Source organism: Desulfotruncus arcticus DSM 17038 (assembly GCF_900113335.1).
Lineage (GTDB): Bacteria > Bacillota > Desulfotomaculia > Desulfotomaculales > Desulfallaceae > Desulfotruncus > Desulfotruncus arcticus.
In genome coordinates, this window is record NZ_FOOX01000003.1 from 32,040 (window position 1) to 45,808 (window position 13,769).

Genomic DNA, 13,769 nt, shown 5'->3' on the forward strand with positions numbered 1-13,769 from the left:
AATTTGTTAATAGAATGGAGTGTTCGTAATGGCAAGACCAGCTACAAATTATGATAATAATAGAATATACGTGAAAAGTCAATGGTGCAAGGGTTGCGGTATCTGTACCGCCCTCTGTCAAAACAGGGTGCTGCTGATTGATAACCGTGGTAAAGCTGTTGTTGTTAACCCTGAGGCATGCACCGGGTGCGGCCGCTGTGAATCTCATTGTCCCGACCTGGCGATCTCGTTGGATCGTTCTGAAAAAAATGAAATACCAGTTTTTGCTGAACAAACAATTAATCAAAACCCGGGTCATGCGCGGGCATAACATAAAATGAACACACGGTTAAGGGGGTTCTGGCATTGAACCGGGCAGTTGAAATTGCTAAGTTAATGCAGGGAAATGAAGCTGTTGCAGAGGGAGCTTTGGCTGCCGGGGTGCGCTTTTTTGCGGGGTATCCTATCACCCCGTCAACTGAAATCGCAGAAATTATGTCTGAGCGCTTGCCCCGTATGGGTGGAAAATTTATTCAAATGGAAGATGAAATAGCCAGCATTGCTGCAATAATAGGGGCTTCGCTGGCTGGCGTTAAAACTATTACCGCCACCAGCGGGCCTGGCTTTTCATTAATGCAGGAGAACCTGGGCTTTGCAGCTATGGCTGAAGTGCCTATCGTGGTTGTGAATGTTCAAAGGAGCGGACCGAGCACAGGGATGCCGACTGCGCCTGCCCAGGGTGACGTGATGCAATCCCGTTGGGGTACCCACGGGGATCATCCGGTTATCGTGCTCAGCCCGTCTTCGGTCAGGGAAGCTTATAATCTGGCTTTTAAGTCAGTTAATCTTGCTGAAAAATACAGAGTGCCGGTCATTTTGCTCATGGATGAAGTGATAGGCCATTTAAGGGAGAAAGTTGTGCTGTCGGCTTTAACTGAACTTGAAGTAGTAAACCGGTCTGAGCCTAATGTTGATCCCGCAGATTATCTCCCTTACCGAGCAAATCAAAATGGAGTGCCAACTTTAGCTAATTTTGGTCAGGGCTATCGCTACCATGTCACCGGACTTGTTCATGATGAAAAAGGCGCACCTACAAATAACCCGGTGGTGGCTGAGGGCTTAATAAAACGATTAAACAATAAAAATACCTTTAACATAGATGATATTAGCATGGACAGTAGCAAAAACATGGAAGATGCAGAGCTGGTTGTTATAGCATACGGCTCAGTTGCTCGATCAGCATCGCAGGCCGTAAAGGAAGCCCGCGCAATGGGAATTAAAGCGGGTTTATACCGTCCGGCAGTGCTATGGCCTTTTCCGGAACAGAAGGTTAAGGCACTTACTGAGAGGGCTAATGTTATTATTGTGCCGGAAATGAACCTGGGGCAGTATAGATTGGAAGTTGAACGCTTAGCCGGCGGACGAACCAGGGTCATAGGTATTAATAGGGTGCACGGAGAACTGATCACGCCCGAGGAGATACTTACGGCTCTAAGGGAGGTGTATTAGGTATGATGCAGGATCTTGAAAAATACCTGCGGGTTAATATGTTTCCCCACATGTGGTGTCCGGGATGCGGCAATGGAATAGTTTTAAGCTGCCTGCTTCGTGCGGTTGATAAGCTGGACTTGGACCAGGATCGCACTGTGATCGTTGGAGGGATCGGCTGTTCATCTCGTGCCGCCGGGTACCTGGACTTTAATACCCTGCATACTACCCACGGCCGCGCTTTGGCTTTTGCAACAGGAATAAAACTGGCAAAACCTGAACTTAATGTTATTGTTATTACCGGCGATGGAGACTGTACTGCTATTGGCGGCAATCACTTTATTCATGCGGCGCGGAGAAATATTGATATTACAGTACTACTGTTTAATAACAGCATTTACGGAATGACTGGCGGTCAGTATTCACCACTTACACCCGTTAAAAAGATGGCTACCACTGCGCCTTACGGTACTGTCGAACCGAATTTTGACGTTGCTGAGTTGGCCAGTGCTTCGGGAGCAACCTTTGTAGCCAGAAGCACCACTTACCACAGTACAATGCTGACAGGGGTGATAGCTGAAGGAATAACCCACAAAGGGTTTAGCTTAGTTGAGGCGGTGACGGCCTGTCCTACTGCCTATGGTAGAAAGAATAAAATGAAGAGCGCCGCTGATATGCTGATGTGGCAGAAAGATAATTCAATTCACTTAAATAAAGCCGAGAAGATGACCCCAGAGGAATTAGCCGGCAAAATAGTTATCGGCAAGCTTTTTCATAAAGAAGCTCCAGAATACACTGAACTTTATAATGAAGTAATTAATAAAGCCAGGGGGCAAAATTCCGGATCTGTCGCAAACATTGCGGGAAAAGGGGGTAATGCCAATGGCTGATAGAAATGAATTGCGTTTAAGCGGAACAGGCGGGCAGGGGTTGATTCTTGCCGGTATCATCATGGCTGATGCCGCTATCAGAGATGGCAGAAACTCAATCCAATCCCAGTCCTACGGTCCGGAAGCGCGCGGGGGGGCCAGCAGGTCCGAGGTTATCATCGGTGATGATGAGATAGACTACCCAAAGGTATCCAAACCCGACGTACTGTTGGTTATGAGCCAGGAAGCTTGTGACAAGTTCGCTACAGATTTTGAACGCGATGGAGTAATGATTGTTGACACGACTTACGTACATACCCTGCCCGACGTGGAAGGGGTTATCTATAAATTACCCATAAGCATGACAGCCAGAGATGAAATTGGAAAAGAAATGGTTGCCAACGTGGTAGCCCTGGGGGTAATTGCAAGAATTACCGGTGTTGTTTCCCGGGAAGCTTTGACCGAAGCGCTGCTTTCCCGCATCCCCAAGGGAACTGAAGATTTAAACCGAAAAGCATTGGAGGCAGGTTGGTCGCTTGTGGAAAAGGAGTTACATTAAACCTTGAATAGACTTTGTTTGGTGGGCCCAAATTGATAAGTAAGGCGGCCAAAAAGGGGAGGAGAGGCTATAATGCCCCTCCTTCCGGGGCTGTTGCCAAAGTAGAAATAATTATGCTTTTAAACTTTTTGTCCTACCGTTTTAGGTAGGATTTCAAACTTAAGCGAAAAATAGAATTTCAAATAGAACTAGATCTTAAATAAGTTTAATAAATATTTACGTCATAATTAATTGAAAGGCAGGTAGTTAAAACATGGTAGCGTCAAATATAACTATCAGGTTAAAATTAGCCAACCAGCCGGGAACATTAGCAAAAAATTTGCATTATACAAGGATGAAGAATTTAATGTTATAATTAGCAGTAGAAAATACTTATATTAATTGTATAGGCTGGAGGGTAGTTAGTTGAAAATTCTTGGTGTTGTAGGAAGTCGTAGAAAAAAAGGAAACACTTCCACCTTAATGCAAGAGGCTTTAAAACCTTTTAAAATGAACAACATTGAAACTAAACTAGTATTCTTAGATGACTATAATATTAGTGACTGTAATGGATGCGAAGGCTGTAAAGAAACATATAAATGTGTAATAAACGATGATATGCAAAAATTATATCCAGAAATTTTAGAGTCTGATGCAATTATCTTAGGTTCACCGGCCTATTTTTACAATATATCTGCAGATATGAAGGCTTTTATAGATAGATGTTACTGCTTTGAAATATTTGACAAAGAAGACCGCTCAGTTTGGATGGGGCTAAACGAAGCTCTTGGAGGAAAATATGCTGCTGTAATTGCAGTTTGTGAACAAGAAAGAGAAGAAGATATGGGATTTACCGCTGAATCGATGATAAAATCTTTAGAAGCTTTAGGTTATAGAGTAGTCAGTACAGTTAAGGCTCTTCATCTTTTTAAAGCAGGAGAAGCCTTGAATGATGAAAAAGCAATGGAAGACGCAAAACAAGCTGGAGAAAAACTCTTAAAAACTTTGCAACTAAAAGAAAGGGTGAGGATGCAATTAAGTAAAAATAACCTATAAGATTCCCCCTCCTACAAATTACATAAAGGATTGAATCTGAAGTTGGGAGATTAAACTATGCTATTTGTTGCAAGCGTTATGCACAAATTACTACACGGACTACAAGGAAAATTGCGCAGCGCACGGAGGGAACCACCGGAGCGCCAGATACAAGTCACTTAAAAATTTTTTTCAGGACAACCTCAATTAAAAATCGCCATTTCAACACCCCCCATATTTTGGTAATAAGGTAATAAAAAAGGTCCTTACTGAAACGAAAGAAAATAGTTCTTCCGCTTAATCAGAGCCTCTTCGCCTAAAATATTCTATTTTTCAGCCCCGGCTCCAGTTCTCTTTTGGTGACCGGCTTGGTAAGATAACCCATTATTCTGGCATCCGCCGACCCGGCATTCCCCCACCACCTTACAGCCGATTTCCTTCAGCATATTCTTGATATCCATACGAATCAAAGGTTCATCTTCAGCCAGCAATACTTCCAAAAAGTCTCACTCCCTTACTTGCTATTGCCGGGTATCTGAAATTTAAAAGCACCTTGAATTCGGCGCGCCGCTATCGCCCGGGGCCGGCATCAGCTGCCGCCTTCCACAATCTGGCGCATTTGTTCCACATCCACGTCCGACTGCCTGGCCACCACCAGCGTCAGCAGTGTAATGGATTTTTGCAGCTCTTTAATCAGCGGCTCCAACCTTACTAACAGGTATCCCGCCACCACCATTGGAAAACCGTAGTTGGCAATCAGTTTCATCAGTTCTTCCATAACCGCATGGCACCTCACTTAACTTTTTTTGTCAGTCGGACAGCCGGTACCCCACTGCCTGTGGAAGAAAACCAGATATCCCCGACCGGTTTTAAATTAACACAAGGGCTTACAGTGATCGAATAATTTTTTGGCCAATATCCGCTCACTGTTTGTGACATATTGTTAAATTTTATATTGACACGCTTGCATACCGTGATTAAAATAATCTTAACGCTCACGCTTTGAAAAAGGCGGTAATAAAGTGAATAAGCCAAAATGGACTTTAGCAGAACTGCGGAAGCAGCACGAACCTGCTTTAACGCAAAGGGAATTGGCCGCACAACTGAATATCCCGGCCAGCACCATCGGCATGTATGAAATCGGGAAAAGGGTGCCCGGCTTACCAAATGCCAGAGCAATTGCCCGTTTCTTTGGCGTGGCAACAGACGATATTTTTTTTTGGCCCAGCGCTCACAGATCGCAAAACAAACTCTAAGAGGGCGGGGTCTTACGGGCTGTGCGAAGATCAACAGCCGGCAGTTTATAACCCCCGCACGAACGAAAATTTACCCAAACGCTATTAACACTGTTAACTGACTGACAGGTCAGTTAACGGTGTTTAAAAAAACCGTGCCCGGGAGTTTTCGCCCCCGGCCAAATTCAAAAACCATTACCGGCAGGTGAAAAGCATGGACAAGCCTCAGACTGATCATTTCACCAGGATATCCAACGAACTGCTGGAGGTTATTCTGACCTCCAACTTTACCAAGCGGCAGTTGAAAATAATTCTCCTGGTCATCCGCCTGAGCTGCGGGTGCAACCGGAAATACGCCGTCCTGAGCAAGGGTGACTTCAATGTGGCCGGCATCAATAAGAGCGACATCACCAGAGAACTCAACCTGCTGGTGCAGGCCCGGGTTCTGTTTACCGACGGGAAACGGGTTGGCCTGAATCAGGACTGCGGCCAGTGGCAAACCTTGCCACTGCGCAATGACGTCAGGGAAAAATTTAACAAAATCCTTTGCAGCAACCTCGGGGTTCAAGCAGTTGGTGTTTTACCAACCACAGATGGCAATCCGGGCGGTAAAGCACAGTCTGAGTTGGTGAATCACCAACCACAGAGTTGGCAAAACACCAACCGGGAAGTTGGTAAAATACCAACCCGTCGGCGGCCGGAAGCCAACAACGGCAAGGGCCGGGAGGATACCGAAAGAAAACTTAAAGAAATATTAAAAAAAGAATATAATAACCCCTTATATTCCCCAAAGCAGGAAGAAGATCAAGCTATAACTCCGTTACGGTACGGCATACGGAGGGAAGGTGTGAGGTCATCGCCGGCTGTGGGAAAAGCCGCCGGCAGCTTAAAGGCATCTGGAACCGGATCACCGGCCGGTAAAAAAGGCGAATACGACTCTGAATTTTTAGCGTTCTGGGCAGCCTATCCCCGGAAGGCAGAGCAAAAGCGGGCTTACCGGTGCTGGCTGGACAGGCTGAAAGAAGGCCTGAGTGCGGCCAAGCTGCTGCACTCGGCCCAAAATTACGCCGCCCACTGTCAAAAGCTCGGCACCGAGCCGCGCTATATCAAGTACGCAGCTAATTTTCTGGGCCCGGACCGGCCCTACGCTGAATGGGTCAGCCGGTCGGAGGACCGGCGGGAGGGATAATTAATGCGCCAAGCCGACTTTAAAGCGCAAATTAAAAAAAATGAAATTGTTAACAAAATAGTGGGCAACAAGTGGGTCCAGTCCATCCGGGTGAATTTGGGCGATATTGAGCTGACTAATGAAGACCTGCTGGAGCTGCGCCAGTTTCATCCCAACGAACCGGTGTACGTGGTCATTAAGCCGGTGGAACTAAATTTACTGGATATGATGGACACCCAGGCGAGTGCCGCCGCCATGCCAGTACCCACCGGCGATAAAGATCAAGCAGTTGATTGCCAAACACCGGACGAGGACCTGCTAACCTTTTCCGAAGCCGACGGGGACACTCCTCCGCCCGGGAAAGTGATCAAAGAATTTAAATTTTAATCAATAGCCGGGCAGGAATTTTACACAGATGATATGATATTATTCAGCCAACTGACAGGTTAATTCAAAAAAGGGCAAGTTTATAAATACGTCTGAGACAAAGGAGGATTTTATGAATAAAACGTTTTATTTTTCTATATACAATGAATGCTGTGGTCGGCATGTTCATGACTATCCGCAGATTCTCGTTCCTTTACGTAAAACTTTGCACATTTGTATAGGAAGCCTTAAATATGAGGTTACGTCTAGAGAGTTATGTTTTAAGCTATCTTATTACTTAGAAAAGGAGCAGCAATTAGAAAATAAAGGTATGTTGATGGCTGGAAATTTTAATCAAGACAGAAGAGATCGCACAAAGTATAAAAAAAGCAGAAAAGGCGGTGGATTCAAATTAAAAATTTAGTTATTGCTGAAAAGCCTTCTGTGGCCCGGGATTTGGCAACCGTTCTGGGCCACTTCACATCCCGAGATGGTTACTTGGAAAACAACGAGTATGTGGTAACCTGGGCCATTGGCCACCTGGTTGAGTTGGCTGAGCCCGAAGATTATAATGGTCAGCTGAAAAAGTGGACCATGGATACTCTGCCCATAATACCGGCTCAATTTAAACTTAAACGCAACCCGAAAACCGCAAAACAATTTAAAATCGTTAAGCAGCTGATCAACAGACCAGATATCGAACAACTCATATGTGCAACTGACGCAGGACGCGAAGGCGAGCTCATTTTCCGGTATATTTACCGCCTGGCCGGCTGCCGGAAACCTTTTATGCGTCTCTGGCTTTCGGAAACAACTCCGGCTGCCGTCCTAAAAGGCTTTAACGAACTACGGCCAGGTGCTGAATTTAACCGCCTGGCCGCAGCTGCGGAAGCCCGCAGCCGGGCTGACTGGCTCATCGGCATCAATGCCACCCGCTCATTTACAGTAAGGCATAACACCTTACTTTCAATTGGTCGTGTGCAAACGCCCACCCTGGCGCTCATCGTTAACCGGGAGCGCGAAATTAAAAACTTTGTACCGGAACCATTTTGGGAACTGTACGCTGAGTTTTCAAAAAACGACGGACAGCTTTATGTGGGCAGATGGTTTAAGGGTGAACAAAACCGTTTCAAAGACCAGCAGGAAGCCCGGGCGGTACAAGCCCGGGTTGACGTCCAGCCGGCCACCGTGTTGGAAGTGGAGGAAAAAGACATAGCGGAGCTTCCGCCACTACTCTTCAACCTCAACGAACTCCAGAAAGAGGCTAATAAAAAATACGGTCTGTCGGCTGCCAGGACATTAGATTTAGCTCAGTCCTTGTATGAGACCAGAAAACTGCTGACTTACCCCCGTACAGACAGCCGGCACATAACAATGGAACTGGCTAAAACTATTCCCGAGCGCTTGTCGGCACTGGCCGATGTTGAAGAGTACATGCATTATGCTATTGCCGCAAAGCTGGCTGGGGTACCGGGCAAGCGTTATGTGGATGACGGCAAGGTAAGTGACCATACCGCGTTGATCCCCACCAACGTCAAGCCGAATTTGGACAACCTGTCCCCTGATGAACGCAAAATTTACGACCTGGTGGTACGCCGGTTTCTTGCTATCTTTTATCCTCCGGCAAAATACAAGCAAACCAAAGTGATAACTGAAGCTACCGGCGAGACATTTCTCACCACAGGACGGGTGGAAATGGACAGGGGATGGAAGGCGGTATACGCGCCCGTAGAAAATAAACCAGGTGAATACGGAGAAGCAAGCATGATACCCGACCTTAACCAGGGCGAAGCAGTGCAGATCACAAATACGGAAATCAAAGAAAAAGAAACCAGGCCGCCCAAGCGCTTTACTGAAGCCAGCTTGCTGGCGGTCATGGAAGGCGCCGGCAAGCTGATGGAAGATCAGGAATTAAAAGCTGCTATGAAGAAGCATGGTTTGGGTACCCCGGCCACCCGGTCGGCTATCATAGAAACACTAATTAAGCGCTCATACATTGAGCGCCAGAAGAAAACCCTTATCCCCACTACTAAAGGCGAAACGCTCATAGACCTGGTGCCGTATATAATTAAAAATCCGGAACTTACCGGCCAGTGGGAAAAAACACTAGCCGATATAGAGAAAGGCATGGCCAACCCGGAAGAGTTCATGGCCGGGATCAGGAAGCTGGCCACCGAGATGGTTGAACTGGCCCGCAACCAAACAGCCAGCAACCAGGTTCAAACAAATCGCGAACCGTTGGGCAAATGTCCCCTTTGCGGCAGGGCAGTGATTGAGGGTAAAAAAGGTTACGGTTGCAGCGGCTACAAAGAAGGGTGCAAGTTTGTGATCTGGAAAGAAATTGCCGGTAAAAAAATTACAGAAAACCAGGCCAAGGAATTGATACAAAAAGGGGAAAGCGGTCTTATTAAGGGCTTTAAGTCAAAAGCCGGTAAGAAATTTGATGCTGCTTTAATCCTGGGACAAGGTGGAAAAGTAGAATTAAAATTTAATGCAAAGGGGAGTTCAAATGCCTAAACAAAACACAATAGAAATTAGCATGTATTTTAAGAAATTTACTTGCCATTGATAAGGTGCAATACATTGATCAATCTGAAAGCGATCCCGGGTGTCGCCTTTATTAATTATAATTCCGAACTGGCAATCCATCAGAGTTGCCAGTTTTATTTTTCTAAAATTAAACAAAATATACCAAAGGATTTTAAATATTGACATAAAAATGAATAATATAAATATTTTTTCCTCTTGGGAGGGGCCGATTTGGACTATGAATCAATGACCAAAGAGCAGTTAAAAGAACAATTAAAAAAGGAAGTGATGAAACGTAAACAAGCGGAACAAGCATTAAAGGAAAGTGAAGATCGTTTTAATTTTATATTAAAAAAATTACCAATTGTAGTATTTGCTCAAGATAAAAACTTGCATTACAAATGGTTATATAATCCTGATTCAGGTTTATTATATAAAGGCATTTTGGACAAATTTGGTGCTGAGATTATTTCATTGCTTAACAGCACCTCTCTTAATAAACTTAAGCATCAAGTCTTGAATAGCGGTAATGGTCAACGGCAAGAGATTGAAGTTGAAGGTAAAGGCAAAACTTTATATTTCGACATCAACATTGAGCCACTGGCTGATAATGACGGTAACATAATTGGTATTACAGTTATGGCCATGGATATTAGTGCTTACAAAAAGTTGGAGCAAACAGTACGAGAAGCAGAGGAGTGCTATCGTCACCTGGTAGAACTGTCGCCAGATGTAATTGCGGTGCACAGTCAACAAGGTGAGCTTATATTTATTAATAAAGCTGGTGTTGAACTTTTAGGATTAAAAAGTAAGGATGAAATAATTGGGAAGCGGGTAATTGATTATGTACATCCTGCCACTCGGGAAATAACTCGTAACAAAATTCAATTTATGTTAAATAATCAAATGCCGGTTCCATTATTTTGTCAAAAACTGGTGCGGGTTGACGGAGCTATAATTGACGTTGAAGCAACGGGGACTCCTCTTATTTTCAAGGGTAAAAAAGCAATACAGGTTATTATGCGTGATGTTGGTGAGCGAAAGCGCTTTGAAGAAGAAATGGCTCGTTTGGAACGGTTCAATATAATTGGTCAGATGGCTGCCGGTTTAGCTCACGAAATTAGAAATCCTATGACAACAGTTCGCGGATTTTTACAAATACTTATGGAGAAAAAAGAGTGCCATCCATATAAAGAATATTATGATCTTATGATTGAAGAGCTTGATCGTGCAAATGATATAATAACTCGTTTCTTATCAATATCTAAGAGCAAGAGTAATTGCAAGGTTGCAAAAAATCTCAATGAAATTATAAAAACTTTATATCCCATGATTCAAGCAGAGGCTTTAAAATCAGAAGTGACATTAAAATTAGAACTTGATGATCACATCCCTGATCTACAACTTGATGAAAATGAAATTCGCCAGCTGCTCCTTAATCTCATTCGTAACGGTTTTGAAGCAATGTCACCGGGTAAAAGCCTTACCATTAAAACATGTTTTAATGATGAAGATGTGGTTTTATCGGTTCAAGATGAGGGTAGCGGCATCGACTCCCAGATATTAAGCAAAATTGGTACACCATTTTTTACAACAAAAGATAATGGGACAGGCTTGGGGCTGGCAGTTATTCGTAGTATAGCCGCCAGACATAATGCCGTGGACATCATTGAAACCAGACCCGAAGGTACTATTATTTCCATAAGGTTTAAAACAGATTAGTTAAAAAGGGAGCATAAATGAATGCATAATGTATACATAAATAAAATTGCAGCATTTTTACCAAATGAACCTGTTTCCAATGAGGAAATGGAAGATGTGTTGGGAATGATTAGTAATAAACCGTCAAGGGCAAGAGCTATTGTTTTGAAAAGTAATGGTATCAAAACAAGGTATTATGTAATTGATAAAAAAACCAAAACAGTTTCTTACAATAATGCTCAGATTACTGCAAATGCTGTTAAAGCGTTAGAGGATAATAGTTTTAAATTAAGTGACATAGAATGTCTTATTTGTGGTACCAGTACTCCCGACCAGCTATTGCCCAACCATGCACTTATGACTCAAGGAGAGCTTAAATTAAGCAATATTGAGGCAGTTGCAACTGCGGGAATTTGTTTGTCCGGGGTTACTTCACTAAAATATGGGTATATGAGCATTTTAGCTGGATTAAAAAAGAATGCTGTAGTAACCGGCTCTGAAGCTGCCTCATTAATAATGACAGATAAAAATTTTCATCAAGAAATAGAATCTAAAATACAAGAGTTGGAAAAAAGAAAAGTAATTGCTTTTGAGAAAGATTTCTTAAGGTGGATGTTATCTGATGGTGCAGGTGCAGTCTTGTTGGAAAATGTGCCGAATAAAGATAGTATTTCTTTAAAGATCAATTGGATAGAAATATTATCATATGCCGGGGAAATGCCGGTTTGCATGTATTGCGGCGGAAAGAAAGAGGATGAAAGGTTCATTGGGTGGAGAGAGGTTGGGAGCATTGAAAAAGTCATGCATGAATCTTTGCTCTCATTGCAACAGGATGTCAGGTTATTAAATCATAACATCATGTATTATACTGTTGAAAAGCCCTTATTTGAGATAATTAAAAAACGAAATATAAAAGAAAGTGAAATTGATTATTTTCTTCCGCATTATTCGTCTCAATATTTTAGAGATAAAGTTTATGAAGCACTTAAAAAGATCGGTTTTGAGATACCGTTTGATAAATGGTTTACAAACCTTCCTTATAAAGGGAATACGGGTGCAGCTTCTATTTACATAATGTTGGAGGAGTTGTTTAATTCAGGTAAACTCAAACAGGGTGATAAAATTTTATGCTATGTACCGGAAAGTGGGAGGTTTTCTACTAGCTTTTTCTTGCTTGAAACAGTTTAAAGCACTAATTTATCTGAAATTGCCGAGCATGCCAGTTTCTCCTTTATTAAAAGGAAAAGCTGGTTTTTTTAATGGCATAGTATGGGTATAAGTTTTCAAGAAAGCTGATTACTTTTATCCATAAAAAAGTTTAACAGGAGTAAAGAAAATGATTAGTGCGGTCGATAAAAAGATTATCAGAACACTTTATCATGAGCAAAAAAAAAATCTATGAAAGAAGGTTGTTTGGTGAAAAGAATAATTACCTTGTTTTTATCGGTAGCTTTTGTAATTGGAATGATTTTACCTAATATGGCTTGCGCAGGTATTCAAGAAAATACTTGCTGCTATTCTGTACTGTTTAATGAAAATAAGATTCCCAATGATTTTAATGCTAAGCTGGCAGCTTGTGCAGGGGAAATTACTTATACTGTTCCTGAAATAGGATTTGCACAGGTAAACGGCGATTATAAAATCTTTTCGGAACTAAAGAGCTTGCCATCGGTAAGCTTGATTAATCCTTCAGTTTCTTGGTCCATGCCTAAAGTTAAAGAAAACGGAATGAAAAGTAATTTAACCCTGGATACTGACCAATCTTCCTTATGGGACCTCGAATGGGATATTAAACGTGTTACAGAAAATGGCGCAAGTTACTTATTAGGAACCGGTTCCCATAACGTCGTTGTAGGGATTATTGACAGTGGCATTGATCGTGATCACCCTGATTTGCTTGCCAACCTGTTGCCGGGCTCAAAGAATTTTGTTCCCGCTGGTGGATATAGGAATACGGAACCAGATGAAACAGGTGGTATTGATGCATTTGATGATAAAACGGGCCATGGTAGTCATGTTGCCGGCGCCATTTCAGCACATGGAAAGATGTTGGGTGTGGCACCGGACACAGGAATTCGCGCTTACCGCGTATTTGGGGAATCCCTGGCTGAAACAGCCTGGATTACTGCCGCTATTACAGCTGCAGCAAATGATGGGGTCGATGTTATTTCAATGAGTCTGGGTGATTTTGCTGTAAAAGGACAAGTCTTTTATACCGACCCTTTAACCGGAGAGAAGGTTGCATTGGGAAATGATATCGCTGATTTCGCAGCTTACAAAAGAGCTATCCAATATGCCATAAATAAAGGTAGTTTAGTGGTGCTGGCGGCTGGTAACGAAGGTATAAATTTGACAGCGAAAGGGAAGGTGACCGACTATCTGAACTCCGTATATGGTGACGATGGTTTAAGTTTTGTGGGGGCGGGATTTGAAGTGCCCGGTACGATTCCCGGGGTAGTGACAGTATCCGCAACAGGACCTGATGATGCTTTAGCTTTATACTCTAATTTTGGGCCGGGTTTTATTGATATTGCCGCCCCGGGCGGCAACATCTCCGGGCTACTTGAGTATCAGCAAAATGGTAAGCTTGATGAATACTATGATAAGCAACTTTATAAAAACGAGTTTTGTTTCAGCACAGACAACCAAGGAGGTTATGCTTACAACGTGGGTACGTCTATGGCAGTGCCAAAAGTAGCTGCTGTTGCCGCCTTAATTATTGACAAATATGGTAAGATAGGACCCCGCAAAGTAGCGGAAATGCTCTATAAACAGAGCGTTGAACCGGTACGCGGGAAGGAGCAGGCTTATTTGGGAAGCGGCCGCTTGAATGCGGTTAAAGCTTTGACTGCGGAATAGCT

General features: G+C 43.3%; 15 protein-coding genes. 13 read left to right on the forward strand and 2 right to left on the reverse strand.

The annotated features are described in order from the left end of the window. The first annotated feature begins 28 nt into the window (after positions 1 to 28). From BM056_RS04905 to BM056_RS04925, 5 genes are all read left to right on the forward strand, one after another. Positions 29 to 310: a 4Fe-4S dicluster domain-containing protein gene (locus BM056_RS04905; protein ID WP_092469326.1), complete on the forward strand. Its 282-nt coding sequence runs from the start codon at positions 29 to 31 to the stop codon at positions 308 to 310. A 35-nt stretch (positions 311 to 345) separates the two neighbouring features. Further along, complete coding sequence (locus tag BM056_RS04910; protein WP_238456314.1) at positions 346 to 1,488, forward strand: 2-oxoacid:acceptor oxidoreductase subunit alpha; 1,143 nt, start codon at positions 346 to 348, stop codon at positions 1,486 to 1,488. Positions 1,489 to 1,490: 2 nt separating this feature from the next. Further along, the gene (locus BM056_RS04915; RefSeq protein WP_092469328.1) at positions 1,491 to 2,357 is read left to right on the forward strand and encodes a 2-oxoacid:ferredoxin oxidoreductase subunit beta; all 867 of its coding nucleotides are present in this window, start codon (positions 1,491 to 1,493) and stop codon (positions 2,355 to 2,357) included. Beyond that, entirely contained in the window at positions 2,350 to 2,895 is a 546-nt protein-coding gene (locus tag BM056_RS04920; RefSeq protein ID WP_092469330.1) for a 2-oxoacid:acceptor oxidoreductase family protein, read from the forward strand. Before BM056_RS04915 ends, BM056_RS04920 begins: the two co-directional genes overlap by 8 nt. A 405-nt stretch (positions 2,896 to 3,300) precedes the next feature. Beyond that, on the forward strand, positions 3,301 to 3,930 hold the full coding sequence (locus tag BM056_RS04925) for a flavodoxin family protein (RefSeq protein ID WP_092469331.1): 630 nt from the start codon (positions 3,301 to 3,303) through the stop codon (positions 3,928 to 3,930). Positions 3,931 to 4,235: 305 nt separating this feature from the next. Here the strand turns inward: BM056_RS04925 and BM056_RS26070 are convergent, their stop codons facing one another. Together BM056_RS26070 and BM056_RS04930 are read right to left on the reverse strand one after the other, a co-directional pair. Next, the gene (locus BM056_RS26070) at positions 4,236 to 4,409 is read right to left on the reverse strand and encodes a response regulator (protein WP_165613386.1); all 174 of its coding nucleotides are present in this window, start codon (positions 4,407 to 4,409) and stop codon (positions 4,236 to 4,238) included. 89 nt (positions 4,410 to 4,498) lie between these two features. Further along, the gene (locus BM056_RS04930; protein WP_092469332.1) at positions 4,499 to 4,687 is read right to left on the reverse strand and encodes a YvrJ family protein; all 189 of its coding nucleotides are present in this window, start codon (positions 4,685 to 4,687) and stop codon (positions 4,499 to 4,501) included. Between the two features lie 244 nt (positions 4,688 to 4,931). Between BM056_RS04930 and BM056_RS04935 the strand changes: the two genes are divergently transcribed. From BM056_RS04935 to BM056_RS04975, 8 genes are all read left to right on the forward strand, one after another. Next, on the forward strand, positions 4,932 to 5,165 hold the full coding sequence (locus BM056_RS04935) for a helix-turn-helix transcriptional regulator (RefSeq protein WP_114319273.1): 234 nt from the start codon (positions 4,932 to 4,934) through the stop codon (positions 5,163 to 5,165). A gap of 193 nt (positions 5,166 to 5,358) precedes the next feature. After that, on the forward strand, positions 5,359 to 6,333 hold the full coding sequence (locus BM056_RS04940; RefSeq protein WP_092469334.1) for a replication protein: 975 nt from the start codon (positions 5,359 to 5,361) through the stop codon (positions 6,331 to 6,333). A gap of 3 nt (positions 6,334 to 6,336) precedes the next feature. After that, the gene (locus tag BM056_RS04945; RefSeq protein ID WP_092469336.1) at positions 6,337 to 6,699 is read left to right on the forward strand and encodes a hypothetical protein; all 363 of its coding nucleotides are present in this window, start codon (positions 6,337 to 6,339) and stop codon (positions 6,697 to 6,699) included. Between the two features lie 112 nt (positions 6,700 to 6,811). Then, positions 6,812 to 7,102: a hypothetical protein gene (locus tag BM056_RS04950; protein WP_092469338.1), complete on the forward strand. Its 291-nt coding sequence runs from the start codon at positions 6,812 to 6,814 to the stop codon at positions 7,100 to 7,102. Between the two features lie 32 nt (positions 7,103 to 7,134). Then, entirely contained in the window at positions 7,135 to 9,195 is a 2,061-nt protein-coding gene (locus BM056_RS04955; protein ID WP_238456315.1) for a DNA topoisomerase III, read from the forward strand. 243 nt (positions 9,196 to 9,438) lie between these two features. Continuing rightward, positions 9,439 to 10,929 (forward strand): PAS domain S-box protein, encoded by a 1,491-nt coding sequence (locus tag BM056_RS04965; RefSeq protein ID WP_092469344.1) that lies wholly within the window; start codon positions 9,439 to 9,441, stop codon positions 10,927 to 10,929. Positions 10,930 to 10,950: 21 nt separating this feature from the next. Continuing rightward, positions 10,951 to 12,096, forward strand: coding sequence for a beta-ketoacyl-ACP synthase III (locus tag BM056_RS04970; protein ID WP_092469346.1), 1,146 nt, complete (start codon positions 10,951 to 10,953; stop codon positions 12,094 to 12,096). 228 nt (positions 12,097 to 12,324) lie between these two features. Next, the gene (locus BM056_RS04975) at positions 12,325 to 13,767 is read left to right on the forward strand and encodes a S8 family serine peptidase (RefSeq protein WP_092469348.1); all 1,443 of its coding nucleotides are present in this window, start codon (positions 12,325 to 12,327) and stop codon (positions 13,765 to 13,767) included. Positions 13,768 to 13,769: the final 2 nt, after the last annotated feature.

Coding starts and splice junctions, on each gene's coding strand:
- BM056_RS04930 (WP_092469332.1), bottom strand. CDS start 4,687: ATGGAAGAACTGATGAAACTGATTGCCAACTACGGTTTTCCAATGGTG.
- BM056_RS04915 (WP_092469328.1), top strand. CDS start 1,491: ATGATGCAGGATCTTGAAAAATACCTGCGGGTTAATATGTTTCCCCAC.
- BM056_RS04940 (WP_092469334.1), top strand. CDS start 5,359: ATGGACAAGCCTCAGACTGATCATTTCACCAGGATATCCAACGAACTG.
- BM056_RS04970 (WP_092469346.1), top strand. CDS start 10,951: ATGCATAATGTATACATAAATAAAATTGCAGCATTTTTACCAAATGAA.
- BM056_RS04950 (WP_092469338.1), top strand. CDS start 6,812: ATGAATAAAACGTTTTATTTTTCTATATACAATGAATGCTGTGGTCGG.
- BM056_RS04905 (WP_092469326.1), top strand. CDS start 29: ATGGCAAGACCAGCTACAAATTATGATAATAATAGAATATACGTGAAA.
- BM056_RS04945 (WP_092469336.1), top strand. CDS start 6,337: ATGCGCCAAGCCGACTTTAAAGCGCAAATTAAAAAAAATGAAATTGTT.
- BM056_RS04920 (WP_092469330.1), top strand. CDS start 2,350: ATGGCTGATAGAAATGAATTGCGTTTAAGCGGAACAGGCGGGCAGGGG.